A 25,520-nucleotide genomic window follows, 5' to 3' on the forward strand; every position below is an offset into this window, starting at 1 on the left:
GGTGACACTTACGAAACCCCACGCCGCGCCCCGCCGGTGCAGGCGCCGCGCCGACCGGTCCCTATAGGAGGCGCCCATCCTCCATGGTGAAGCTGCGATCCGCATACCCCTGCGCTTCGCGTTCGTGCGTGACGATCAGGACGCCCGCCCCCCGGTCGGCCACCTCGCGCAGCAGACGAAGAACCACCGTCGCATTGTCGCTGTCGAGGCCGGCCGTCGGTTCGTCGGCAAGCACGATGCGGGGGCTCATGAGGAGCGCGCGGGCAATGGCCATGCGGCGCAGCTCGCCCCCCGAGAGTTCGTTCGGCCTGGCGTCAGCCAGCTCTAACAGTCCCACCGTCCCAAGCAGTTCTTCGGCTCGCTCCCGCGGCAAATCCCCCGTGCTGTACAGCACGGATGGGAGCAGAACGTTCTCCGATACGGTCAGGCTGCGCAGTGCCGTGTGCCCCTGCGGCACAAAGCCGATCATCTGATTCCTCAGCCGCGCAAGCTCCCCGTCTGGCATCGCGTACAGGTCCGCCCCCTCAACGGTGACGGTTCCGCGGGTCGGGGTGAGCATCCCGGCCAGCATATTGAGCAGCGTGCTCTTGCCGCTGCCGGAATGCCCGGTGATCACCGTCAGCTGCTTCGCGTCCAGCCCAAGGTCCAGCGGGTGCACCGCGGTGAAACACCTGTTTCCCCTGCGCGCGCGCGGAAAGTCCTTCGTGACCCCCTTTGCCTCAATGAGCATGTCATTCCCCTTCCTGTAGCAGCAGGCTCGCGTCCATCGCCTTCACGCATCTCACCGACACGGCAGACGACGTCAGTGCGACGACACCCATCGAAACCAGTGACGCCAGCGCCAGCAGGGCCATCGTGGCGATCGACGGGATGAGGAATCCGACACCGATGGTCTGGCGGACCAGGCCGGCGAAGGAAGCAATCAGGACCCCGGAGACGATGATGCCCGCCACGCTGCCGATGGCATTGACCGTGACCGCCTCGCGGACGATGATCCCAGACACCAGGGACCGGCGAGCTCCGACCATGATCAGCGAGGCAAACTCGCGTCTCCTCTCGATGATCATCATGACAAAGATCAAGGTGATCATCCACAGGCCCACAATCCACACAACGGCGATGAGCACCGCGACCGTGCGCGACGTCGCGTTGAGGGTTTTCGCGATGCCACTCACCATGTTTTTCGAGGTCGTCACGCTGACCCCGCCCACGCGTTCCTCAATGTCAGCGGCCACTCGTTCGATGTCGTGGCCGGGCTTGACCTTGACCATGACCGAAGAGATGATGTTGCCGCTATCCAGATCCGTGTACTTATTGAGCCCCTTGTTCAGCGAGGAGTCGATCAGGGTCTTTGCGGTATCGAAGTTCATGTACACGGCGTTGTCGAGCGTCGATCCGGTCGGAGCGAACTGTCCGACCACGCGGAGCCTATTTCCAAAGAGTTGGAAGTTGCTGGTGTCGTACACGGTCACATTGGCGCCGACAATGGCCTCCATGTGTCCGAGCTGGGAGGATCCCACCGTGTCCGCGATCCACGGTTGGACGGTGAAATCGCTGCTCGGATCAAAGGCGATCACCTGATAGCGACCCGAACAGCAACTCGCGCGGGCCGAGGCCAGGAATAGTTGGGGCGAAGCGGCCTCGACTCCCTCGACGGCAGCGACGCGCTCGCGCATGCTCGCTTCCATGTAGAAATAGGAGGGTTCCGTGTGAACCAGAAAGTCCTGCGCGTTAAAGTCCGCGCCGGCGTCTTTCGGCGTGACCATGATGTCGGCGCCCAAGCGCGACTCAACCGTTTTCAGTCCCCGCTCGATCCCCTGAACGATCATGGTTCCGCCGAAGATCGTCATCGTCACCAGCATGGAGAACACTATCAGGGTCCCCGTCCGCACGGGGTACCCGCGCAGGTTCATCCACGGCAGTCGCGCCAGCGACAGCATGTTCTTACTCCTCCTCTATCGGTGATGCCTATACCGACACCGGCTTGTGCGCCTTCGATGCGCGGCTTAGCCGCCCGAGTGCCAGCCGGGTGCCCGCCACCCCGGCGAGCACCAGGAACGCGATGGTGACGCCGGCCAGGGGAAGGGCCCTGCCAGGAGTGGTCAGCGCCTCATAGATCGGCGCGTCGCCCAGCAGCGGGAGCAGCGCCGCCGCGCTCAGCACTCCCGCGCAGGCCCCCGCCGAGTGGATAAGCAACGACTCATGCATCATGACACGGTTGATCTTTGTCCGCGAGGCCCCAATTGACCGCCACACGTACAGTTCTCGTTGGCGCTCATTCATCAGCGTGAACTGGGCGACGATGAGCGCCGCCATCAGGACGAGCCAGGATACGCCCAGCACACCGACGGTGATTCCACGATGCGATCGGATATTCGATGCGGTGTCCACCAGGGCCGCCTCGCTCCTGACGGCGGTTACTTTCCGCACGTAGAGATTGATCCAGTTTGTCACGCTCTGGACGCTCTCTTTGTCGGCGACCCGGACGAGGACCGCCGAATAGTCGCGATCCGGGCGGAGGGAGGCGTAGGTGTCCACCCCCGCATCGACCGAATCTTGGATGATGTCGCTCAGGGTGTCCATGCTGACGAACACGGCGTTATCCAGCTGCGACCCGGTTTCCATCAGGTGCGCCGCGATCGGCCGCTGCCTGTGAAAGAGGGCGACCGTACCGTTGTGGCTCTCCTGGACCTTGCTGCCGACAGCCAGGCTGCCCCGGGGCAGTTCCGTGCCCCTCTGGCTCATCCAGGGAGACAAAACAAAGTCTGTTGCCGGATCGAAGCCGACGATCCAGAGGGGTTCGCCGCTGGGCAGGGTGTCCGCGACGTAGAGCTGGTGGGAAATCGCTTCGATGTCCTGGTTGTCATCCATTCGCGACAGGGTTGATCGCTCCTGGCGGCATTGGACGGGGGTGCCGAGCATCAGCAGGCGTTCCTTCTCAACCTGGTTCAAACAGGTCGTCGGGTACACCACGACATCGGCGCCAAGCCTTTGTTCGGCGAGCAAGAGTTCGTGCCGCATGCCGTCGATCAGAATGAGGCCACCGAACACGCAGGCAGCCTGGGCGAGGGCAAGGATCAGGATGATTCCCGCCCGGATGGGATGCGCTCGGATGTTTTTCATCGGAACGCGACGCAGCGAGAGCCCGCGCGTCATTGCTGGCCCTCGCCGACCTTGGCGATGGTGATCCACAGCGCGGGGCGCACCCCGTACCGCGCATCAACGTTTGCCCCGCTGGCAACCGGAGCGCCCGAGGTGTTAACGAACTGCGCGGCGAACCCGTAGGTGCCGGGTGAGCGCAGCCACCAGTCCGCCATGCCATCGTCGTTGACTGACAGGGCACCCGCCAACGCGTATTGTGTCGCGGGCGCGGCGCCGATATCGGATCGTTTCTCCCGGTTATTTAAGTATATGATGGTATCTGTCTCGCTGAGCGCAAACACGCGATCATCCGTGGCCGCACCCCCCTGCGCTCCGGTGACGGACTGATCGTCATTCTCGTTGCGCACGGTGCGAACAAGGCGCTGCTGGGCGGGGCTGAATGCCTCGTCGAAAAAGGAACCATTCATCCACGCACGCAGGTCGCTGTTCTCCCACGTGACGTTCGTAAACGGTACGTGGTGGTACTGCCGCCCCTCCAGGCAATCGGCGCTGAGCAGGAGCAGCTGGTCGCCGATCTTGTCCAGGACGATCCACTGTATTGGTTCTCGCCCATCACTCGTGTCATTGTCCTGCTCATAGGACCCGAAGGCAACGGTGTCCCCCTTCGCCGCGGATCGGTAGGGGAGCGCCGGATCAGCCTCGACGAGCCCCTGCGCGCGCTCCGAGGAGTCAGCGTAGCCAAGCGCGCTGAAAATCTCGTAGGCCCGCTCTGTTTCTCCGGCCTCACTCAGGCGGATCGCCTCTTGGTAGCGCATCCGCCTGTGATAGCTGGTGACCAGGAACGCAAAAGCCAGCACGAGCACAACCGCCGCGACGACGACGGTTTTCCTGCGCAGAAGGGTCATGACCGCGCCGCCTGGCCTCACCTGGGGGGACGGCTCAGGCTGAGGCAGTTTTGGCCTTCCTCAGCGAGCTGACCAGGGAGGCGAGGCCGGCTCCTGCGGTCAAGACGGACATGACCCTCACGAAAGGCTGGAAGACCGTGTAGCAACGCATGGTCTGCATCATGCACATCGGGCATATGAGGCCGGGAATAAAGAAAACAACGACGCTGCCGATGATCGCGATTGCCTGCATGGCGACCCTGAGGGACCGGTTCTTGACAAACGCCGTGGCACCGAAGAGGACCGCGAGCCCGCCCGCACTGGCTGCCACCGTATTTTGGCAGTGGTGGCACTGCATCCAGCTTCCATCCGGCTTTTGATCGCACGCGGCAAACACGGACACGCTTCCGGCGAGCAGCAGCGCGCTGAGGGCTGCGGGGACCAGCGGTATGATGATGTCCTTCTTTGGCACGGAGACCATTCCTAACAAACGCGCGTGTATTGACGAACTTGACGAAGGTAATATAGGCCTTACCTTGTTGGCGTGTCAACGGTCTTGATGGCGCGAGCTGCGCCGCTTTGGCCCCATCCGGGGCGGTCACTAAAAGGGCGCAAGGAGATGCGAGGCGATCCGCGAAACCCCTACCCACGGCCCCCCGTCAGGCATAAGATTGACCCATCCCACCCAAGTGAGGTGCAATCATGAACAGGATCCACATCCCCTTCCTCCGCTGCATCGGCGCATCGGCGGCCGTGATCGCATGCATCGGCCTGTCCCCCCTGGCCGCGATGGCCCACAGCCCGGGCGACGGGTCGACGACCGGCGAAGCGCCGGTGAGCACGGCGAACGCCCCGGCCCCCGGCGACGAGCCCGGCCAGCCCACCCCCTCGACGCAGAGCAATGACCCGGCGCGGGAGGAGCCGCGAGGCCAGGACGCGCAGACCCCGGACCGAGGCGATACCACGAAGGCCGGGGACACCGGCGCGCAGACCCCGGCCGAGCCCGGCGACGAGGCAATCGACCCGGCCCCTGCCCCATCTGAGCAGAACGGGGAGTCTGAGCCGCCGCCCGCGGTCACCGGGAAGTGGGTGCGCCACGCCGCCGGGTGGCGCTACGAGCTCTCGGACGGCACATGGATGAAAAACGGCGTGTTCAACGTGGATGGGGGCCGCTACGCCTTCACCGCCGACGGGTATGTCCCGGTCGGCTGGTACGAGAGCCCGGAGCGCGTGTGGTACGTGTCGACCGAGAACGGCGTGCGCACCGGCTGGTATCAAGAGGGCGCCTCCTGGTACTACCTGGACTCTAGCGGCGCGATGGCCACCGGCTGGCTCCCCTCTGGCGCCGCCTGGTACTACTTCTCCCCCACCGGCGCGATGGTCACCGGCTGGTATCAAGAGGGCGCCTCCTGGTACCACTTCGAGCCCTCGGGCGCGATGGCGGCGTCGAAGTGGGTCTGGTCGGGCGCCTGGTACTACCTGACGGGCAGCGGGGCGATGGCCACGGGCTGGTTCATCGCGGATGGCACGTGGTATTACGCGGGCCCCACCGGCGCGATGACCACCGGCTGGGTCAACACCGACGGTTCCTGGTACTACCTGCTACCCTCCGGGGCATTGGCCTCCGGGTGGATACAGGACGGGGGCGGCGGCTGGTACTACCTGGACCCCGACCACGGCAGCGCGATGGTCTCCGGCGGATGGGTCATGGTCGGCGGCAAGTGGAACTACTTCGACCGTTGGAAGGGGTTCTGGGTGACGGATCGCGCTGACTTCGAGGCGGACTGGAACTATGCGAAAACGTTGTACAGCCCCACGAACTACCTGGTGGTCGTGGACACCGGCGCCCCGCACTGCATGACGTTCTACTGGGGCGACGGCTCCTGGCAGCCGCTGACCGACATGCCGTGCTCGGTCGGTAAGCCGTCAACCCCCACGATCAAGGGGACCTTCACCATCAAGAGCCGCGGCCCGTCATTCGGGCACGGGTACACGGCGTATTGGTGGACCCAGTTCTCGGGCGACTACCTGTTCCACTCGGTCCTGTACTACCAGGGGACCTACACGGTGATGGACGGAACGCTGGGCGGGCACGTCTCCCACGGGTGCGTGCGCCTGCGCTACGAGGACGCGAAGTGGTTCCACGACACGATTCCCTCGGGGACCTACGTGACGATCTACTGATCCACCACGAGGCGGGGGATGGCCACCCGGGTTTCCTCCGGGCCAGCCCCCGCCTCGTTGTCGCTGGAATTAATTGCGCGAAAATGCCCCGGGACTCCGCTGGAGTCCCGGGGCGATGGGCGGAGACGGCGGGATTTGAACCCGCGAGGGGCTATGCACCCCTACCTCCTTAGCAGGGAGGCGCACTCGACCGGACTATGCGACGTCTCCAGTGCCGACTACTCTAGGACATTTTTGCCTCACGCGCGAGATTGCGCCCGAAGCGGCAGCCGCTCAAGCCGTCGGCCCGGCGGAGGGCGAGGGATTCGAACCCCCGGTGCCATTGCTGACACAACGGTTTTCAAGACCGTCTCTTTCGGCCACTCAGACAGCCCTCCCGACCCGGATCATCCTACAGGAATGGGGCGGCGTGCGCGACCCTCCGCACGCCGCTCCATTCCCGTTCTCAGCTCATCGCCTCGGCATCAGTCCCGCAGGCCAAAGAAGTTCCAGGACTTCTTATCGGGCACCGGTTCTTCGGGGTGGTCGAGCAGCCCCCGCGACAGGGCGGAGGCGGTCGGTGGCCACAGCGGGACGCGCAGGGCGAGCATCGCCTGGACGCCGTGGTAGACGTCCCAGCGGGAGGATTTGGCGGGTGTGACCACCTCGTTGCGCGGACCGAGGCGTCGGATCCAGCGGCCGGGCTGGGTGATCAGGTAGTCGTTGACGTAGTCGACGAATGAGCGGTAGCAGTGCTCGAAGTGCTCGACGTCTCCGGGCCCCGCCCCGTCGTCGAGGAGCGCCCGGCGCAGGGCGACGGCCGCGCAGATGCCCTCGCACGCGATCCATTGCTGGTGCTCGTCCTCGCCGGGTATCGGCTTCTCATCCTCGCCGATCCCGGTGGCGAAACCCGGGCACCCATCGGTGCGGCGCCACCCGTCGAAGCGCGCGCGTTCGAAGAGCTCGGTGCTCATCTCCATCAGGTACTCCGGCACCTTCCAGCCGGTGGAGCGATCCCCCGCGCGAATCTGCAGGGCAAAGCGCGCCCACTGCAGGGAGCGTCCGGTCACGTACCCGGTGTAGACGCGGCGGCCGTCCGTCAGCAGGTTGCCCGCCTGAGGCTCAATCTCCCATTCGGGCGTGAAGTACTCGGGCAGCCGCCAGTTGTTCCTCTTGGCCACCGAGTGGGTAAACTTCGCGATCTTCTCGGCGCGGTCCAGCCATTCGGGCTCCGTGGTGGCCTCGGCAGCCGCCATGTATGCCTCGGCGGTGTGGACCAAAACCGCCATGGAGCGCACGGGCGGGCACTCGGTGAACGCCTCGTCGTACTGGTCGCGCAGCAGGTCGTATTCGTCGATCCAGTGTTCCTTCTGTTCCTCCAGCAGGCGACCCAGTAGCTCGTGGGCGCCCGGGCGGTTGGCGACCGCCGCCGCGGCCGCGCCCAGGATGGCGAAGGCGTTGTGATACTGGGACTTGACGCGCCCCGCCTCGTCCCAGGGGACCCCGTGCCCATCGGCGCCGACCTCGGGCTTGATGGAGATCCACTGGCCGCCGTGGATCGGGTCGGGAAAGTACTTCGTCAGGGCGTTGACGGCGTGATCGGCGTACCTGCGCGAGCCGGGAAGCCCCATGAGCACGCCCAGGGAGAACACGTAAGCCATGCGCCCGGTGACCGCCAGGTCGATGGGCCTGGTGGGATCCGCTCTCCCTTCCGTGTCCAAGTGCGCGAAGCCGGTGGGCACGATCGCGCCCTCCGCCTCGGCAATGAGCGCCTGCATGTGTGCGCTGAGCCAGCGATTATGTTCGATGGAATCAAACCATCCCACGTTGTCCTCCTGACGACACTGTCACGGTCTGCGGTGACCGGCGTCTCACAGGATAGTCGCTTAGCTCGCGTTTTGGAATACGGGCACGCGCGGGCACGTCGTTGACCGACGAAGTGGGCGCCGCCCACATCCAACACCCGTGGCTGCGCGCGGGTCGATCCCCGACCAGCCACGAGAGGGCACAGGAGCGTTTCACGCCGTGGGACGGCCCTACACACAAACGAGCGAGACGTGTAACACTGGGCTTATGCATGAACGAGCTGGCACACGCGCCCTACCTGAAGACCTCATCAACGTTGACGATGTAATCTCCGCCTACTACGACATCACCCCCGACCCCACCGACGTGGGCCAACGCGTCGCGTTCGGCACCTCGGGTCACCGCGGCTCCTCGCTGGACGGCAAGTTCAACGAAGCACACATCGTCGCCATCACCGCCGCGATCATCGAGTATCGCGCCTCCCAGGGGATCAACGGCCCCCTGTTTATCGGCCGCGACACGCACGCCCTGAGCGAGCCCGCGTGGCGCACCGCCCTGGAAGTCCTCGCAGCCGCCGGAATCGACACACGCATCGATTCGCGCGGCTCCTACACGCCGACCCCCGCCGTGTCCGTCGCCATCCTCGGCGCGAACGGCGCGCCGGGCACACTGCGCACGTCCGGGGACGACCTGGCTGACGGCATCGTCGTCACCCCCAGCCACAACCCCCCGCGAGACGGCGGCTTCAAGTACAATCCGCCTCACGGCGGGCCCGCCGACACCGACGCGACCGGCTGGATCGCAGCGCGCGCCAACGAACTGCTGGACTCCGGGCAGTGGAAGAACGTCCCGCGCGTCACCGGTTCCGAGCTGCTGCACGACCCGAACGTCAAATCCTTCGACTACCTGGACTACTACGTGTCGCAGCTGGACCAGGTCATCGACATCGATGCGATCCGCGCCGCCGGCGTGCGCATCGGAGCCGACCCGCTGGGCGGCGCGTCCATCGACTACTGGGCGGCGATCGGCGAGCGCTACGGCCTGGATCTGACGGTCGTCAACCCCGAGGTCGACCCGGCGTGGCCGTTCATGACCCTGGATTGGGACGGGAAGATCCGCATGGACTGTTCCTCCCCCTACGCGATGGCGTCCCTGCGCCAGGCGATGACCCCCGATTCGGACGGCAACACACCCTACGACATCGCGACCGGCAACGACGCGGATTCGGACCGCCACGGCATCGTCACGCCCGACGGCCTGATGAACCCGAACCACTTCCTGGCCGTCGCCATCGAGTACCTGTTCACGCATCGCCCCGGGTGGAGTTCACATGCCGCCGTCGGCAAGACCCTCGTGTCTTCCGCGCTCATTGATCGCGTCGTGGCTGCCATGGGCCGTCATCTGATCGAGGTGCCCGTCGGCTTCAAGTACTTCGTCCCCGGCCTGCTGTCCGGCGCTGTCGGCTTCGGCGGCGAGGAGAGCGCGGGCGCGTCCTTCCTGCGTAAGGACGGCACCGTGTGGTCGACCGACAAGGACGGCATCATCCTGGCGCTGCTGGCCTCGGAGATCCTGGCCGTGACCGGGAAAACCCCGTCGCAGCTGCACGCCGAGCAGGTGGAGCGTTTTGGCTCCTCCGCCTACGCGCGCATCGACGCGGCCGCCTCGCGCGAGGAGAAGGCGAAGCTCGCGGCCCTGTCCGCGAACGACGTGAGCGCGACCGAGCTGGCGGGCGACCCCATCGTCGCCAAGCTGGTGCGCGCGCCCGGAAACGACGCCGCGATCGGCGGCTTGAAGGTCACGACCGATTTCGCGTGGTTCGCCGCACGCCCGTCGGGCACCGAGGACGTGTACAAGATCTACGCCGAGTCCTTCAAGGGTGCCGAGCACCTGGCCGAGGTCCAGGAGGCCGCCAAACGGGTCGTCTCCGAGGCCCTGGGCGGCTAACCTTTGCACAGACGACGGGTCGGGGTCGGCGCAGTCGCGCCGACCCCGACCCGTCTGTTAGTCCGCCCCCACGGGAGCCTCCGGTGCCGCCGGGGGGGCTACGCCTGCCTGGTCGGCGGCGTGCGCACCGACCGGTGCGCACGCATCATTTCGCGGACTTTTCACCCAACGCAGCGCGGATGTCGCCGATGCCAGCCCCCTGGGCGCCCCCGCCGCGGAGCCCGTCCATGATGGAGCCGATGAGCCGACCGTTTTCTTCCTCGGCGGCCCTGAAGTCGCGCTCAGCCGCATCGAGCGAGTCGGCGTTCGCCTCCAGGCTTGCCCCGGCCTTCACGCTCCGATCGGCATTTTTCTCCTCGACTCCCTGCATCTGTGACGACAGGGAGGTGCCGGGCATTGCGGAGGCAAAGGCCTTTGCCCCTCCCTCCGGGCGCGCGAAGCGCAGCGCCGCGGAGCTTTCTCGGGAGGCCGACGCGAGGCGGGGGAACTCCCCCGCGACAAATGACAGATCGCTCATGATCCACCCCATCAAATTTTTGTGAATACTGGCTCATACTCCGCACGATACTACCGGATGGGCACGTCCCCAGCACACATTTGTCCACCAATCGACGCTCGCGCCCCAAGCTTTCGTCCGCTTACCGAAACCGCCCTCAAACGCCGGAACCACCACAACGCCCGATCGGCCAACCCGCCCGCCGACCGGCGATAAAATGGATGGATGCTCGGCACCTATCGCGACATCCTGCGCTACCGGCACACCTGGAAGTTTTCTGCAGCCGGTCTGATTCTGCGTCTACCCATGTCGATGGTGGGCCTGTCGATCATCCTCGTTGTTCGCTCCGAATACGGCAACTACACGCTGGCGGGTTCCGTCTCGGCTATCAACGTCATCGTGATGGCCATCTGCGCGCCGATCCTGGCGCGCCTGGTGGACCGGTACGGCCAGCTGCGGGTCATGGGTCCGGCGTGGACCGTCGCCACCGTGTCGATGTGTGCGTTCCTGGCCTGCGCCGCCCTGCACGCCCCCGAATGGACCCTCTTTGTCCCCGCGGCCATCGCGGGGGCCACGTGGGGTGCGCCGGGCGCGCTCGTGCGCTCCCGGTGGTCGACGATCCTGACCAAGCCCGGACAGCTGACGACCGCCTACGCCTTCGAATCCGCCGTGGACGAGCTGGTGTACATCCTGGGCCCGGTGCTCTCCACAGTGCTGGGCACCACGATCCATCCGGGTACGGGCCTGGCCCTGTCCATCGTTTTCCTGTCCGTCGGCGGCGCCCTGTTCCTGTCACGCCGGGACTCGCAGCCGGCGATCATTCCTCACGACCCGCGCGTCCATCACGAGAGCGTCATCCGCAAGCCCGTCGTCCTGGTCATGGCCGCCACGTACATCGGAATGGGTACAACCTTCGGCGCGAATGACGTCGCCCTGGTCGCCTTCACCGAGGAGCGGGGCGTGCCCGCCCTGTCGGGCGTGCTCCTGGCGGTCTTCTCGATCGGTTCCCTCGCGGCGGCCCTGGTCTATGGCGCACGCTCGTGGCGGCGCCCCCTGTGGCAGCTCTTCGCCATCGGCGTGGTCGCGATGGCGCTGGGAATCACCACCTACCTGCTGGCCTTCAACCTGTGGTCGCTGGCGATCATCATCCTGGCGACCGGAATGACCTGCGCTCCCACGATGACGAACGTCAACATGATCATCCAAAAGTGCGTGTCGGCGGCGAAGCTCACCGAGGGGCTGACCTGGATGTCGACCTCGATCAATCTCGGAGTCTCCCTGGGAACGGCTCTCGCCGGACCCGCCATCGACGCAGGCGGTTCGCGCGGCGGTTTCTACTGCATGCTGGGAGCCGTGTGGGCCATGGTCGTCCTCATGGCGGTCGGGTTGCCCACGCTGCGCCGCTCGCAATCCGCCCCGACACGCCTGCTGATCGACTGACCCGCATCCGCCCCAACGATTCTTGCACCCCGGGGGGCGGGAAGACCTATGATTGGCCTAATGCGTTTGCAACCACCACTCATTGACGACGAATCTCCCTCGCTCGCACTGGCCCTCACGGCCGGCGCGGGCGAGCTTGCATCGACTTTGCTGGTCGCAGCCATGTCGAAAGGCTGGTACTACCCCGGTGTCGTCGGCTTCGGTGGAATCGGATCCCAGCGAAGCGCCCGCATCCTCGGCCGCGTCCTCATGGCGCGCGGCGACGAGGGCCGCTCCTGGCTGCAAAATAGGCGCGGCTGGCGCCAGTTCTTTAACGCGCAGGTCCCCCGTCAGCCCGTGCTGGTCACGGTCGGGAACGCGCGCAGGCTCGCCTTCGCGGACCGGGGCGGCTTCGTCGACATGACGATACTGGGGCACGGCCTGGAACCCGGCTGGCACGACGCCACCATCCAGGTCCTCCACGCGGGCGACGTGCGCGCCCTGGGGATGTCCGAGGACACGGCCGCTAAGCTCGCCACCACCCTGCGCACCGCGACCCCCCTGCCCGCCCCGGCCTCGGCGATGCACGAGCGCCCCCGCAAGGGTCGCATCCGCGCCGGACGACCCGCGCGCGTGTGCGTGCGCATCGTCTCTGACCACGAGCATTTCGGCGTCGTCTCGGACATCGACGACACCGTCATGGTGTCCATGCTGCCGCGCCTGGTGACCGCCGCAAAGCACGCGTTCGTCGACCGCGTTTCCTCCCGCGAGGCAGTCCCCGGCATGGCGCACCTGCTGACGACGCTCACCACGTCCTCGGTCTCGTTGGAGGAGGTGCCCGCGGGCGTCCACTCGCCCATCATGTACCTGTCGACCGGCGCGTGGAACGTGGTGCCCACGGTTCGTTCATTCCTGGAACGCAGCGGCTACCCCGCCGGTGGTTTCCTCATGACCGACTTCGGCCCGTCCAACACGGGTTGGTTTCGCTCCGGCCCCGAGCATAAGCGCCGCGAGCTGCGCCGCCTGGCGCGCATGTTTCCGCAGATGCGGTGGCTCCTGGTGGGCGACGACGGCCAACACGACCCCGAGATTTATGCGGAGTTCGCCCGCGAGTTCCCGCGCAACGTCGCCGGCATCGCGATCCGGTCCCTGTCCGAGATCGAACAGTTCATGGCGCACGGCAGCTTCGAGGCCATGGTCCCCGACGCGCTGTGGACCGTGCCTGAGGGCGTGCCCGTGTGGTACGGATCCGACGGCGACGCGCTGCTTCACAACATTCGAGGCCGCGACATGGCCGGGCCGCTCGCGCTGCGCTAAGCGCGCGGGAGGATGGCCGGGGTGCCTTCGTCCGTCACTTCTGCTGTGTGCCCGGCATCGGCCGGCACTTGGCGGGCTGTTTGATCGTGTCGGTTGATTTCAGCACGCGCTGTACGTCCTCCGCGCTCATCGCGCCGTCGTAAAACGTGCCCAGCTCGACCTTCACGTTTGAATCCGTCGCGTCGCTCAGGCGCACGTGCGAGCCCGGAAAGAAGCGGGCCACCGAGTATGCGGCATCCACCGCGCTGGCGCCCGCCGTGATACGCACCTTGCCCGTGTATTCGACGTCCGCGTTGTCAGGTTCCTGCGTCTGGAATCCGGCGGTCTCCAGCATGTTCGAGGCCTTGCTGGCCAGTCCCGGATGCTGCGTCGTGTTAATCACCGTGACGCTCACCTGCGAGGGTGCCACCGGCTTCGAGTTCTCCGTCGGGCACGGAATGTCGCCCGTCTCGGCGTACTTGATGTACTCCGAAAAGCTGTTGCCGAAAGGAATCGGCAGGATCCCCGTGAACACGAGGGCCGCCAGCAACGCCGCCACTATCATCACGCCGCCAATGATGGTGAACGTCGTGTTTTGGCGCTGCTGACGTTCGCGCAGGAAACGCTGGCGCGGGGTGAGGGCAGTGCGGGGCGCGTTCGGAGTACTCACAGCCTCCACCCTAGCTAATCGGGGTGGTTCGGGGCCAGGCAAAGCCCCGTCGCACGTGTTACATCTCGCCCGCCCGTCCCCCGCGGCGCTACAGTAAGGACACCCTCACAAGAGGCCGATCCTCTGCTCGATGGACCCACCGCGCCACGCATCCGGCGCGTGCGTGCGCCAAGCAGCCCCGGCCTCGCCACCAACCACCAACCCGAAAGAGGCAGACAATGAGCTTCCTGACGCCCGACCTGCTGGCCCGCATCCACGAGCGCGCAGCAGCATCTGATGCAACGAACACGTACCCCGAACGGGACCTCGCGGATCTGCGCGACGCCGGCTACCTGTCGGCTTTCGTCCCCACCCAGTACGGTGGTGCGGGGCTGACCCTCACACAGGTCGCCGCCGAGCAAACCGCTTTAGCGAAGGCGGCGCCCGGCACCGCCCTGGGAATCAACATGCACCAGATCATCGTCGGCCTGGGGCGCTACCTGGTGGCACACGGAAACCCGCGCGGAGAACAGATCCTGCGTGACGCGGCAGCCGGTGAGCTCTTCGGCTTCGGCATTTCGGAGCCCGGAAACGACCTGGTTCTCTTCGGGTCCACCACCCGCGCCACCCCCACAGATGGTGGCTACTCCTTCGAGGGCACCAAGATTTTTACCTCCCTGGCGCCCGTGTGGACGCGCCTGCTTATCTTTGGGCGCGCAGAAACGGAGGATGGCCCCAAGTCCGTCTTCGGTATCGTCCGCCGCGACGATCCGGGGTATTCGATCCAGGACGACTGGGACGCGCTCGGCATGCGCGCCACGCAGTCCATGACGACCCTCCTTGAGGGTGTGAGGGTGCCCGCCGAGCGCATCCTCACGGTCACGGATCCCGGCCCCAGCGCGGACCCCGTTATCTTCGGGATCTTCGCGCACTTCGAGATCCTGCTGGCCGCCACCTATCAGGGCGTGGGCGAGCGGGCGGTCGAGGTCGCGGCCGAGCACGTGGCCCGCAGGCGCTCGGTGAAGAACCAGACGACGTACTCAAACGACCCCGACATCCGTTGGCGCATCGCCGAGGCCGCCCTGCTGATGAACGCCGTCGGCCCGCAGATCCGTGAGCTGGCCCGCGACATTGACGCAGGGGTGGACCGGGGCCGTTCCTGGATGCCGCAGCTGTCCGCCGCGAAGAACGCTGCGGCCGAGGCCACCCTGCGCGCGGTCGAACAGGCGATGCGCGCGTGTGGCGGCAGCGCCTACTACAACACGCACGAGCTGTCGCGCCTGTATCGCGACGCGCTCGCCGGACTGTTCCAGCCCTCGGACCAAGAATCCCTGCATGCGGCGTGGGCGAACCTGATCCTGGGGCCGATCGAAACGGCCCGGTAGGCGTTCCGCGCGAGGGCAGAGCCCGGTTCCGGGCACAGCGAAGCGGGCCTCGAGGTCTTCCTCGGGGCCTGCCCACGCCGTGTGGCTTATTCGTTCCAGCTAAACTTTTCGGGACCGATCTCGCCGGTTGATCCGGTCATCCAGCCGGCGCGAGCCAACGCGAAGGATTGGCCGCTCTTTGTGTTCCAACAGCTGATGCCGTCCCGAGTGGAGTGGCAGGCGTAGTCGCCCTTGGTGGCCGCGGCGCCGTACGCCAGGGCGTTACCGCCGGCGGGGGCCCTGCTCACGCAGGACTGTTCCGCCTTGTCCTTCGTGGCGCTAAGAACGCCGACCTGGCCGCGCGCGCACGCGGTGTAGCCCTCTTCGGCCCAGTCGGACTCGCCGATGCCGCAGCTGACGCTATCGGCCGTGAAGGCGCAGGTGATGTTCCCGGACGGGGACGAGAAGGAGTCCACGGTGATCGCCCCGGCCGGAGCCGGGTATTTCACGGTTTCCTCCGCGGTGGCGCTGGGAGAGGGCGTCGGCGTCGGCGAGGGGGAGGCCGTGGACGACTGGCTCGAATTGTCCCCCTTGGCGGGTCCTTCGTATCCGCGGGTAAAGACGTAGATGACGAATCCGAGCAGGACCGCCGCGACGATGCCGAGGATGATGAGGACGATGCTCATGGCGGAGAGGCCGCGATGGCCCGTGTTCTCGGCCGGGGCTGCTTCCCGCGGGGCCGTGGGCTGCACCTGGTAGGAGGCGCCCGCACCGGGGTAGGCCTGCGGCATCTGGGGGCGCGCGGGGGCCGAGGCGCTGGGGTAGACGGCGGTCCCGTCGGCTTCGCGGGGCGCGTTGCCGCCCATGATGGACTGGCGCTGCACCTGGGCGACGACCTGTTCGCGCGCCCCCACCTGCGGGACGGGGGCGCTGGAGCCAACGACCGCGGAGTACGGCGTGGTGCGTTCGACCTGGGAGTATGAGTTCACGCCCCCCTGTCCCAGGACGTACATGCCGGATTCGGAGGTGCGGATCGAGGAGCCCGCGACGGCTCCGGACACGTCGCCGTGCATGACGAGGTACCCGTCAGAATCGATGTACCCGTCATAGTCGTCGCGTGCTTCGAGGGCGGCGTTGACCTGGGGGTCGTTGAACTGGTGCAGCCAGTCGAGCAGCCCGCGATAGGCATGGGGGTGCGCGGCGACGGCTGCGCGCAACTCGGGATAGCGGTACGCCAATTGGCGCAGCGCCTCAGCGTCGGTCGACGGGTCCTGGGCTGCCGCCGCAGGGTTGTCGAAATGCAGCTCTTCTGCCATCAGTACTCCAGACTTCAACGGTCATGAGGTTGTTACACAATACCGCGACCGCGCGCCCCAGGCGAATACTTACCTCCTGTTATTCCCACGATGCAAAGCTGTCATCCGATAAAACACCTACGAATCCTAGCGGAAGGTGAAGCTGTCAAAGCCGAGAGCTTCGATGTCGGCCGCGAGCGAGCGCACCTGGTCATCCCAGCCGGGGCGCGCGGCGACAAATCCGGCCGGAGCGCCTACCTGGCGGGCCTGCTGGAGGGCGAAACAGCGCACCCCCATGTCGCGGGCCGCGCGCGCCACGTCGAGGCCGTCGCTGGGCCCGTCGGGGTAAACGGTGAGCCGCACCTCGTGGTCCACCTCGGGGTGGTCGAGGATGACCCCCAGGGATTCCCACGCGCGCCCGCCCGCTCCCACCCTGCCGGCCACGGCCTGGTAGTTCGCGGGCGTTGCCTTAATGTCGATGCCAACCCAGTCGACCAGGCCTGCGTCCAGCAGGTCAGCGAGGCGACCCGGGTAGGGGCCGGCGGTGTGCAGGCCGACGCTAAAGCCGAGCTCACGCACGCGGGCCATGGCTGCGCCCAGGGCGATTTGTCGGGTCGCCTCGCCACCGGAGAACACAACCCCGTCGAGGAGGCCTCGCCTGCGCGCCAGGAGTTCCTCCAGGGAGCTCCATGCGACCACCCCGGGGATACGCGGGTCGATGATTGCGCTGTTGTGGCAGTAGGGGCACGCCCACGGGCACCCCTGAAGGAACAGGGAGGCGACGAATTTACCGGGCCAATCGACGGTCGACAGGGGGACCATGCCCGCGATCTGCAGGTCTTCCGGCGTCCATATCCTGCCGGCCTTCCCCCCGGTGATCCCGCGACCGCCCCCCGGGTTCGCCGCGGCGTTCCGGGGGGATTTTGGGCCGCCGTCCGGGGGCCTACCGGTCACGTCAGGCTTTCCGCCGGTGGGAACGCGCTGACGAGTTCGCCGTGGGCGTCGGCGGCGTTCTCTGAGAACATCTGGCGCTCGTGGTATTCGCCCTTCTTGCCGATATTGAATGACTGGACGGGGCGGAAGTATCCCATGACGCGCGTCCACACCTCGCAGGTCTGGGGCTCGGCGTCCGGGTGGGCGGCGGCGCACTTGTCGCAGGTGAAGTGTTCGCCCGTCAGGTATCCGTGGACCGGGCAGATCGAGAAGGTAGGCGTGATCGTGATGTAGGGGACCTTGAAGGCGGTGAGCGAGCGGCGGACCATTTCCTTGCAGGCCGCTCCGGAAGAGACGCGCTCCCCCATGTACAGGTGCAGCACCGTGCCTCCCGTGTACTTGCCCTGCAGGATCTCTTGGTTTTCGAGGGCACAGAAGGGGTCGTCCGTGTAGCCGACGGGCAGCTGCGAGGAGTTCGTGTAGTAGGGTTCCGCTTCCGTTCCGGCCTGGATGATGTCGCGGTAGCGCTTGCGGTCTTCCTTCGCGAAGCGGTAGGTGGTGCCTTCGGCGGGCGTGGCCTCAAGGTTGTACATGTGGCCGGTCGCCTCCTGCAGCTCGACCATGCGCTCACGCACCCGGTCCAGGATTCGCACGCACATGTCGAAGCCTCGCGGGTCCGTCAGGTCGTAGGCGTCGTCGCTGAAGTTGCGCACCATCTCGTTCATGCCGTTGACGCCGATCGTGGAAAAGTGGTTGTCCAGCGTTCCCAGGTAGCGCTTCGAGTAGGGGAACAGGCCGTGGTCCATGTGGTACTGGATGGTCTCGCGCTTGATTTCCAGGGATCGGGAGGCCAGGTCGATGAGGTGGTCCATCTGTGCGACCAGGCCGGCCTCGTCGCCCTTGTGGAGGTAGCCCAGGCGTGCCATGTTCAGCGTGACCACACCGATGGATCCCGTCAGTTCGGCGGAGCCGAACAGGCCGTTGCCGCGCTTGAGCAGCTCGCGCAGGTCCAGCTGCAGGCGGCAGCACATGGAGCGGATCATGTGGGGATCCAGGTCGGAGTTGATGAAGTTTTGGAAGTAGGGCAGGCCGTACTTCGCGGTCATGTCGAACAGGGCGTCAACGTTCTCGCCATCCCAGTCGAAGTCGGGGGTGATGTTGTAGGTCGGGATCGGGAACGTGAAGACGCGGCCGTCCGCGTCGCCACCCGTCATCACCTCGATGAACGCGCGGTTGATGAGGGTCATTTCCCGCTGCAGCTCGCCGTAGGTGAAGTCGACGACCTCTTCGCCGATCATCGGGTGTTCGTCGGCCAGGTCGTCCGGGCACGTCCAGTCGAAGGTCAGGTTGGTGAACGGACACTGGCTGCCCCAGCGTGAGGGCACGTTCAGGTTGTAGATGAGTTCCTGCATGCACTGGACGACCTGTTCGTACGTCATGTCGTCCAGGCGCACGAAGGGAGCCATGTACGTGTCGAAGGAGGAGAAAGCCTGGGCGCCCGCCCACTCGTTCTGGAGCGTGCCCAGGAAGTTCACGATCTGGCCGCACGCGGAGGAGAAGTGGCGAGGCGGGGCGGAGGCGATCGCGCCACTCACGCCGTTGAAGCCCTCTTGGATGAGGCGTTTGAGGGACCACCCCGCGCAGTAACCGGCGAACATGTCCAGGTCGTGGATGTGGTAGTCGCCGACGCGGTGGGGGGCCGCAATCTCGGGCGTGTAGACGTGTTCCAGCCAGTAGTTGGCGACGATCTTGCCCGCCGAGTTCAGGACCAACCCCCCGAGCGAATATCCCTGGTTGGCGTTGGCGTTGACTCGCCAATCGGAGCGGTCGAGGTATTCCTCCACGGTTGCGATGGCGTCGACGTCGTATCGAGCTGCGCTGGTCATGATCCCTGTCCTGTCTGGTTTTTACCCGTTGAATTGTCTGCCGCGGCGCGCCGGAGTCCTGCCCACTCCTGCGGACGCCGAAAACTGCGGTCGCACTATGCGCGTTCGACGCGTCGACACTCCTAGACGCTGCTGCACGTCGGCGCGTTCGTGGCGTCGTGGGCAGCGGCTCGCGCTACCGCCCGCCCTGGATGAATCCCAGATATGGGCCCCACTCAGTATTGAACACTAGATGTAGTGCTTGGGTCGAACAGTAGCCACTGTATCTAGTATCCATCGCGCGGCGCGCACCCTCCTCGCGAGTCGGCGCGTTCCATCCATCACGTCACCCCCGATCCACCACCTTTATGGGACTAAGGTCCTATCCGCGCTTGCTTGGCCGCTCAGGTCCAACCGGCTGCGACTGCGCCCTCCGCTGGCCCCACCGCGAGCCAACGCACGGGTCCCGCTTAACACATCAGATCAAGAAGGGCAGCTTCCTCACCAGGCGCAACCTCTTCCACCAGCCGCCCAGGCCGAGCGTATCGCCGGCACTCGCGAGGGGAATGAGAACCAGGATCATCGCGTCAACCAGGTGCTCACTGACCACAGGATTGAGAGAGCCCCACACCCAGGGCGCGGTTGCCACGTACATGAATCCCATCATGACAACCCCGGCGAGGGCCGCGAGGCGTGTCCCGATACCCAGCATGAGCGCCAGCCCGATACCGAGCAGGCCAACCATGAACACCCAGTCGATCGCGGGCACCGCCAGGGACTGGAAGAAACCGGCCAGAGGCTTGCCACCGGTCGCGTTCACCAGGTAGCTCTGAGCGGGCGTGCCCCCGTTGATCCACGCGCGCGACGGTCCGGTGGGAAAGTGCAGGCCGAAAGTTTTATCCAGGAAGGCCCACAGGAAAACAAAGCCGATCGCGATGCGCAGCAACCCCAGGACTATGCGAGCGCTCGCGGAGGTAACGACGGCTGAGGAGGGGCGATGCATGTCGGTTCCTTCATCTCGTGACGGCGATCAAGCGATCCACTCCATTATCCAACTGATCGCAGCGCGCGGGGCACAGGCCACACCGACGCACCCGAGTCGCCGCGCCTACCGGCAGCCTCACACCGGTATCACCGGCGGCCAGAATCAGGTATCAATCCGCCCGCAACAACATCGCCCGAATGGCACCAAAAATCCAAGATGCGCCGATTCCGCTCCGGGCAGAGCGCGGCGGGGGGCAGGAAGCCAGCGGCCGCGACGCCTATTCACCCGCGAGGCGATCAACCTCATGCATGACGAGCCCGCACACGGCACTCACCCACGCGACAGCCGCCGTGCCCAGGACGCGCGAACGCCAGGGGCGGATCTGCAGGAAGTCCTCGAACCCATAGCCGGATCCGGGAGAAGCCGCGGACGTGCTCAAGCCCCACAGGGCGGCGGTCGTCGCAACGATCGCGACGACGACTAGGCCCAGGCAGATCCACACCATGACTCGCTGAGCCTGGGCCCCGTGCCTGGGGCGGCGCTCGATCGGCGAGAGCGCGAGCGCCCACGCGCCCGCGATGAGGACCGCCGTGATGACGTCGGCGGGCCTGTGCCATCCTTCCATCATCACGGAAACGCCCATGAGCGCGCTCCACGCCCATCCAATCCAGGCGGAAGGGCTGCGGAACAATTTGGGCGCGACGACGACCAGGGCGAGGGAGATGGTGACAGCGACGGTAGTGTGCCCGGATGGCAGCGAGTTGCCGGCACCGGTGGTGACACCCAGATTGGGGCGGGTGAGAACGTACTCCTTGAGGATCTGCGTCGTGATGTTGGCCCCGATGACGGCGCCGAGGGCTCGGCCCGCGAGCGTGGGGCGGCGCCGCGCGGCGGCGACCAGGGCGACAACGGTGCCCGCGATGACCATGACGGGCACGGACACCAGCCCGGTGATCAGCGTGGAGAAGGCATCGTAGTGCCTCGCGGAGCGCATCGTGCCCTCCATGAGGATGGTGTCGACGACCTGCCCGGGCGCGGTGGCCAGGGCGACGTGGCTGACGATCCCGGTCAGGAACAGGCAGGTGGCGACTCCGGCGAGTCGGCGTGAGAGCTTGCGCCGGTACCATCCATCGGAGCTCAGGCCAAGAGTCCTGGGCAGCCCTGCGACACCCGCTTTACCGCGGCCGGTCTCGGGCTGGGTGCGCGCTTTTGCCGCGCTTTTTTTCGCGGGGGCACCCTCCCGTCGGGGTTCGCGCGCCTCGCTGGCGGATTTTGAGCCCGCACGCTTGCGGGGGCGATCGGAGGCGGAGCTCTTGGTGTACGACTCGTCGACGGCAGGGTCACAGGGCAGGGGGGCGTTGGGATCGTCCACGGTGTCCTCCCTTCGCGCCGGTGTGGCTTCCCATACCCACTGTAGTGGAGTGGGGCGGTGGTTCGCGGATTTGTGCGGGGGTGAGCGCGCGCGGGTCCCAGGGCTCGGTTAGAGTGGGTGTGTCCGATTCTGTAGGTTCCACGCGGGAGTTGTCAGTGGCTGCTTCTTCACCTGTCAGCACCGATCGTATCCGTGACCTGCTGAGGTCCCGGGACGTGCGTTTTGGCGACTATAACCAGGGCGAGCTGGCGTATCTGGCGCCGAACGCCGCTTTCTTCTGGAACGCGACAAATCCGCAGATTCTGCAGCTGCGCGCGCAGTGGCGGGGAATCGCCCGGACACCGGAGCAGTTCGGCGAATTGGCGCGCGAAGTCGCGGCGTGTAATTCGACGCGCACCGGCCCCAAAGCATACGTGGCTCCCCTCGAGGACGGGGCGCAGTACGGCCTGATCGCCGAGTGCAACATCGTGGTACTATCGGGCCTGACCCAGGCTCAGCTGGATAATTTCTTCGAGACGTCCATGTCGATGATCATGGGGTTCTTCGCGGACCTTGAGGTGACGCTGCCGGAGTTCGTGGATTGGGACAGCCGGGATCGGCGGGTCGCGCGGTGAACGTCCCCTACCTGGTGCCCGAGGACGACGTGACGCCCTACCCCGCGGATTTTGAGCGGGTCGTGACGGAGGTTCGCGAGATGGGCTACGCGCTGGACGTGATCGAGCCCGGTCGCGCCGCAGGCGCAATTTTGGATGGCATCCCATTCCTGGTCTCTTTCGATGCGGCCGGGCGTTTCCTGTCGATCCGCGCGCTGTGGGAGACGGATGCGCCGGCGGCCAGCGCGGAACCGGCGATGTTCGCGACCGCGGATAATTGGAACCGCGAGAAATACTTTCCGACCGTGTACACCGCGGTGTCTCCGGCAGGAAAGCTGGGCGTGTACGCGGATTTCGTGGTGGACACGGAAGTCGGACTGTCCGACGTGCAGCTGCGAGACGCGATTTCGTCGGGCATTTCGACGGGCATCGCGGCGATCCAGTACGTGAAGGAATCCGCGTCAGAGATGCTGGGGTTGGTGAATCCGGGCCCGGATGAGCGGTGAGCGAAACCACCTCGGTCCGTCCCCGTCGGCTCTGCTGGGCCTCTTGGGGCGCATCAGCGCCGACGACGACAGGCTCCTGGGGCACCTCACCATCCCCGGGCGCTCCGGGGCACTCGCGCAGTGGCCATCGTGGGTGTCGCCCGCGGTCGTGGCCGCGTGGGCGCGGCGCGGGGTGGAGCAACCGTGGACCCATCAACGCGACGCTTTGGACGCGATTCGCGCGGGCTCCGACGTGGTGCTCGCGACGGGCACCGGCTCTGGCAAGTCGCTCGCCGCGTGGACGCCGATCCTCTCCGACCTGGTCGAGGCCCAGGAATCCTCCCGCATTTCGGCGATCCATCGGCGCCCGAGCGCCCTGTACCTGGCCCCGACGAAGGCGCTTGCCGCTGATCAGTTGGCTTCTCTGACAGCGTTGCTCGGCCAGGACGCCGCCCTAGACTCGGCCGAAGGCGAGGGCGCGGGTGGCCCTGGCCTGATCGATGAACGCCTGAGTCGCGTGCGCGCGCAGGCCGTGGACGGGGACGCCCCGCGCGAGGCGAAAGAATGGGCGCGCGCGAGCGCGGACCTAGTCCTGTCAAACCCGGATTTTTTGCACTACGTCATGCTGCCCTCCCACCGGCGTTGGGCGCGCTTCCTGGCGTCCCTGCGGCTTATCGTCATCGACGAGGCCCACCACTGGCGCGGGGTGACCGGATCGCATGTCGCGCTCATCGTGCGCAGACTGCTGCGCGTCGCCCACCACCTGGGGGCAGATCCGCGCGTGATCATGCTCAGCGCGACCGTGCGGGATGCGGCGGGCGTGGGCCTGGCGCTCACCGGACGCGACGCGGTCGCCATCGAAACCGACGGTTCCCCCGCCGGCGCCCACGAGCTGGTCCTGTGGCAGGGCGGTGTCGTTGCCGACACGTCTGAGGTGGACATTTCCTCATTCCTGGAGGCCATCGACGCGCCCCCGGGGAGTGCCACGCTCCAGGTTCCCCTCGTGCGCCGCAGCGCCGGAGTCGAAGCCGCCGCCCTGGCGTTAGCGTTCATCGAGGAGGGGGCGCGTCTGCTGGCCTTTGTGCGCTCGCGCGCGGGGGCGGAGGCGGTGGCCGCGCAGATCCGCGACCGCCTGTTTTCCCGCGGTTCCCCTTTCGCCGGCAGGGTCGGCGCGTACCGGGGCGGTTACCTGCCCGAGGAGCGGCGCGCGCTCGAGGACGCGATACGCACGGGGGCGGTGCGCGCCTTGGCCACCACCTCCGCCCTGGAGATGGGGGTGGATATCTCCGGGCTGGATGCGACGATCACCGTGGGCTGGCCGGGCACGCGCGCGTCCCTGCGCCAGCAGATCGGCCGCGCAGGGCGCGCAGGGGCCCCGGGAACATCCGTGCTCATCGCGTCGGATAACCCCCTGGACGCCTACCTGGTGCGCCACCCCGAGCACATCCTGGGCGATGTCGAGGCCTGCGTCATCGACCCGGTGAACCCGTGGGTGCTCGCCCCGCACGTCGCGGCCGCCGCCGCAGAGATGCCGATCGCCCCGTCCGACATCGACTACTTTGGGCCCACGCTTCGGGGCCTCGCCGAGCATCTGGCCGCCGATGGATACCTCAGGCGGAGGCCAGGCGGATATGTGTGGGATGCCACCCGACCCGAACGCCCCTGCGACCTCACCGACCTGCGCGGCTCATCCGGGGAGGTCCAGATCGTTGACGCCCGCGACGGCACGGTCATCGGCACCCTCGATCAGTCCTCCGCCGACGCGCACGTCTTCCCCGGCGCCATCTACATCCACCAGGGGCGCACCTTCCACGTGCTGAGCCTCTCCTCGCTCACCGAGCCCGCCGCGCCCGCCGCCCAGGGGTGGCCGGGTTCTCTCCTTGGCCGGGCCTCGGTCGGCCGGGGGGCAGGCGGCGAAGGCGCAGCGGGGGCGGCAGAGGCCTCGTCGATCATCATCCCGCCCGCGCGCCAGGGAGAGGATCGCGTCGCCCTGGTGGAGGAGGTGCGCACTCCTCTGCGTACCCGTGCCTCTACGCACACCGACGTCACGGTGTGCGCGGTGGAGGACACGTACGTGAGCGCGGACGGGACCGTTGCCTGGCACCACGGCCCCACGAACGTGTCGACGCGGGTGACCGACTACGACCTGCTGCGCCTACCCGGGCTCGAGTTCATCCGTAACGTTGAGCTATTCCTCCCCACCCGCACGCTGCCCACGAAGTCCACGTGGTTGACGCTCACGCCGACCGCTCTGGCCGCCACGGGGATTCCGGCGGCGAACCTGGCGGGCACCCTGCACGCCACCGAGCACGCCATGATCGGGATCCTGCCGCTGGTCGCAACGTGCGATCGCTGGGACTTGGGAGGATTGTCCACCGAACTGCACGACGATACGGGTGCGCCCACCGTCTTCATCCACGACGCGTTCCGAGGCGGCGCCGGGCACGCGCTGGCCGGGTTTCGCAGCGCGCGCGAATGGGTGATCGCCACCCTCGAGGCCGTCTCCTCCTGCGACTGCGAGGCCGGGTGTCCCCGCTGCATCCAATCCCCCAAGTGCGGAAACGGCAACGAGCCCCTGTCAAAGTCGGGGGCCATCACCCTGCTCACCTACCTGCGCGACCGTGCGCCGGGGGCGTAGGTCCCAGGCCCTGACCTGCGCAACCTGTTTTCTGAAACGACTCGACGTGTGCTGGCACCGTGCAGACTTGAAGGGGCCGACCCCAAGGCCGACCCCTTCAAGCATCCCATCAACACAGTGCAAGTTTTCCGATGCGCTCCCTTTCTTGGCCACCCTTCTTGGGTGTTGCCTTTGGCTTGATGACTTCTAATGTAGAAGCCGCACCTGTGGGAAGTATTGAACGAAGCTGGC

The 25,520-nt window shown here is 66.6% G+C and carries 21 protein-coding genes and 2 tRNA genes; 8 read left to right on the forward strand and 15 right to left on the reverse strand.

Translation table 11 applies throughout. The features are described from left to right. Positions 1-61: 61 nt before the first annotated feature. From BLT68_RS06815 to BLT68_RS06835, 5 genes are read right to left on the reverse strand one after another with little or no spacing between them, the layout of a single operon-like run. A complete protein-coding gene (locus tag BLT68_RS06815; protein ID WP_074633377.1) occupies positions 62-730 on the reverse strand; it encodes an ABC transporter ATP-binding protein in 669 nt (222 codons plus the stop codon). A 1-nt stretch (position 731) separates the two neighbouring features. Further along, the gene (locus tag BLT68_RS06820) at positions 732-1,940 is read right to left on the reverse strand and encodes an ABC transporter permease (RefSeq protein ID WP_074633378.1); all 1,209 of its coding nucleotides are present in this window, start codon (positions 1,938-1,940) and stop codon (positions 732-734) included. Positions 1,941-1,968: 28 nt separating this feature from the next. After that, on the reverse strand, positions 1,969-3,156 hold the full coding sequence (locus BLT68_RS06825) for an FtsX-like permease family protein (protein WP_050695627.1): 1,188 nt from the start codon (positions 3,154-3,156) through the stop codon (positions 1,969-1,971). Continuing rightward, positions 3,153-4,007: a DUF6273 domain-containing protein gene (locus BLT68_RS06830; RefSeq protein WP_050695626.1), complete on the reverse strand. Its 855-nt coding sequence runs from the start codon at positions 4,005-4,007 to the stop codon at positions 3,153-3,155. Before BLT68_RS06830 ends, BLT68_RS06825 begins: the two co-directional genes overlap by 4 nt. Positions 4,008-4,041: 34 nt before the next feature. Further along, complete coding sequence (locus tag BLT68_RS06835; RefSeq protein ID WP_050695625.1) at positions 4,042-4,467, reverse strand: DUF4418 family protein; 426 nt, start codon at positions 4,465-4,467, stop codon at positions 4,042-4,044. Between the two features lie 221 nt (positions 4,468-4,688). On the opposite strand from BLT68_RS06835, the gene BLT68_RS06840 reads away from it, so the two are divergent. Continuing rightward, positions 4,689-6,170, forward strand: coding sequence for a L,D-transpeptidase family protein (locus BLT68_RS06840; protein WP_074633380.1), 1,482 nt, complete (start codon positions 4,689-4,691; stop codon positions 6,168-6,170). Between the two features lie 120 nt (positions 6,171-6,290). On the opposite strand, the gene BLT68_RS06845 is transcribed toward BLT68_RS06840, so the two are convergent. The 3 genes from BLT68_RS06845 to BLT68_RS06855 all read right to left on the reverse strand — a co-directional run bounded on the left by BLT68_RS06845 (position 6,291) and on the right by BLT68_RS06855 (position 7,975). Continuing rightward, a tRNA-Ser gene (locus BLT68_RS06845) sits at positions 6,291-6,380 on the reverse strand. Positions 6,381-6,460: 80 nt separating this feature from the next. Next, positions 6,461-6,547 (reverse strand) — tRNA-Ser (locus BLT68_RS06850). Between the two features lie 87 nt (positions 6,548-6,634). Then, entirely contained in the window at positions 6,635-7,975 is a 1,341-nt protein-coding gene (locus BLT68_RS06855) for an AGE family epimerase/isomerase (RefSeq protein ID WP_074633381.1), read from the reverse strand. A 247-nt stretch (positions 7,976-8,222) separates the two neighbouring features. On the opposite strand from BLT68_RS06855, the gene pgm reads away from it, so the two are divergent. Then, the gene (gene pgm, locus BLT68_RS06860; RefSeq protein WP_074633383.1) at positions 8,223-9,899 is read left to right on the forward strand and encodes a phosphoglucomutase (alpha-D-glucose-1,6-bisphosphate-dependent); all 1,677 of its coding nucleotides are present in this window, start codon (positions 8,223-8,225) and stop codon (positions 9,897-9,899) included. A gap of 145 nt (positions 9,900-10,044) precedes the next feature. Here pgm and BLT68_RS06865 read toward each other — a convergent pair whose 3' ends face one another. Then, positions 10,045-10,416, reverse strand: coding sequence for a hypothetical protein (locus BLT68_RS06865; protein WP_198482553.1), 372 nt, complete (start codon positions 10,414-10,416; stop codon positions 10,045-10,047). 204 nt (positions 10,417-10,620) lie between these two features. Here BLT68_RS06865 and BLT68_RS06870 point away from each other — a divergent pair, with 204 nt between their 5' ends. After that, positions 10,621-11,835, forward strand: coding sequence for an MFS transporter (locus tag BLT68_RS06870; RefSeq protein ID WP_074633384.1), 1,215 nt, complete (start codon positions 10,621-10,623; stop codon positions 11,833-11,835). Between the two features lie 48 nt (positions 11,836-11,883). Continuing rightward, a complete protein-coding gene (locus BLT68_RS06875; RefSeq protein ID WP_074633386.1) occupies positions 11,884-13,131 on the forward strand; it encodes an App1 family protein in 1,248 nt (415 codons plus the stop codon). 34 nt (positions 13,132-13,165) lie between these two features. Here BLT68_RS06875 and BLT68_RS06880 read toward each other — a convergent pair whose 3' ends face one another. Beyond that, positions 13,166-13,780: a LytR C-terminal domain-containing protein gene (locus BLT68_RS06880; RefSeq protein ID WP_173546206.1), complete on the reverse strand. Its 615-nt coding sequence runs from the start codon at positions 13,778-13,780 to the stop codon at positions 13,166-13,168. A gap of 218 nt (positions 13,781-13,998) precedes the next feature. Here BLT68_RS06880 and BLT68_RS06885 point away from each other — a divergent pair, with 218 nt between their 5' ends. Further along, positions 13,999-15,144, forward strand: coding sequence for an acyl-CoA dehydrogenase family protein (locus BLT68_RS06885; protein WP_050695618.1), 1,146 nt, complete (start codon positions 13,999-14,001; stop codon positions 15,142-15,144). Between the two features lie 86 nt (positions 15,145-15,230). Here the strand turns inward: BLT68_RS06885 and BLT68_RS06890 are convergent, their stop codons facing one another. The 5 genes from BLT68_RS06890 to BLT68_RS06910 form a co-directional block, all read right to left on the reverse strand. Further along, complete coding sequence (locus BLT68_RS06890) at positions 15,231-16,439, reverse strand: variant leucine-rich repeat-containing protein (RefSeq protein ID WP_074633388.1); 1,209 nt, start codon at positions 16,437-16,439, stop codon at positions 15,231-15,233. A gap of 126 nt (positions 16,440-16,565) precedes the next feature. Continuing rightward, the gene (locus BLT68_RS06895; protein WP_408641284.1) at positions 16,566-17,372 is read right to left on the reverse strand and encodes an anaerobic ribonucleoside-triphosphate reductase activating protein; all 807 of its coding nucleotides are present in this window, start codon (positions 17,370-17,372) and stop codon (positions 16,566-16,568) included. Beyond that, positions 17,369-19,237 (reverse strand): ribonucleoside triphosphate reductase, encoded by a 1,869-nt coding sequence (locus tag BLT68_RS06900; RefSeq protein ID WP_074633391.1) that lies wholly within the window; start codon positions 19,235-19,237, stop codon positions 17,369-17,371. Before BLT68_RS06900 ends, BLT68_RS06895 begins: the two co-directional genes overlap by 4 nt. A 457-nt stretch (positions 19,238-19,694) precedes the next feature. Next, positions 19,695-20,219, reverse strand: coding sequence for a DoxX family membrane protein (locus BLT68_RS06905; protein ID WP_070778588.1), 525 nt, complete (start codon positions 20,217-20,219; stop codon positions 19,695-19,697). Positions 20,220-20,478: 259 nt separating this feature from the next. Further along, the gene (locus BLT68_RS06910) at positions 20,479-21,573 is read right to left on the reverse strand and encodes a phosphatase PAP2 family protein (RefSeq protein ID WP_074633392.1); all 1,095 of its coding nucleotides are present in this window, start codon (positions 21,571-21,573) and stop codon (positions 20,479-20,481) included. A gap of 155 nt (positions 21,574-21,728) precedes the next feature. Between BLT68_RS06910 and BLT68_RS06915 the strand changes: the two genes are divergently transcribed. Genes BLT68_RS06915 through BLT68_RS06925 form a run of 3 tightly spaced genes read left to right on the forward strand, consistent with a single transcriptional unit; the run spans position 21,729 to position 25,289 of the window. Next, positions 21,729-22,187, forward strand: a complete 459-nt coding sequence (locus BLT68_RS06915; protein WP_198482554.1) for a YbjN domain-containing protein — start codon at positions 21,729-21,731, stop codon at positions 22,185-22,187. Continuing rightward, entirely contained in the window at positions 22,184-22,672 is a 489-nt protein-coding gene (locus BLT68_RS06920) for a YbjN domain-containing protein (protein ID WP_070778592.1), read from the forward strand. The genes BLT68_RS06915 and BLT68_RS06920 overlap by 4 nt, the downstream gene beginning before the upstream one ends. Next, a complete protein-coding gene (locus BLT68_RS06925; protein ID WP_198482555.1) occupies positions 22,662-25,289 on the forward strand; it encodes a DEAD/DEAH box helicase in 2,628 nt (875 codons plus the stop codon). Before BLT68_RS06920 ends, BLT68_RS06925 begins: the two co-directional genes overlap by 11 nt. Positions 25,290-25,520 lie beyond the last annotated feature (231 nt).

The organism is Schaalia meyeri (assembly GCF_900105015.1).
In the GTDB taxonomy this organism is placed as follows: Bacteria; Actinomycetota; Actinomycetes; order Actinomycetales; family Actinomycetaceae; genus Pauljensenia; species Pauljensenia meyeri.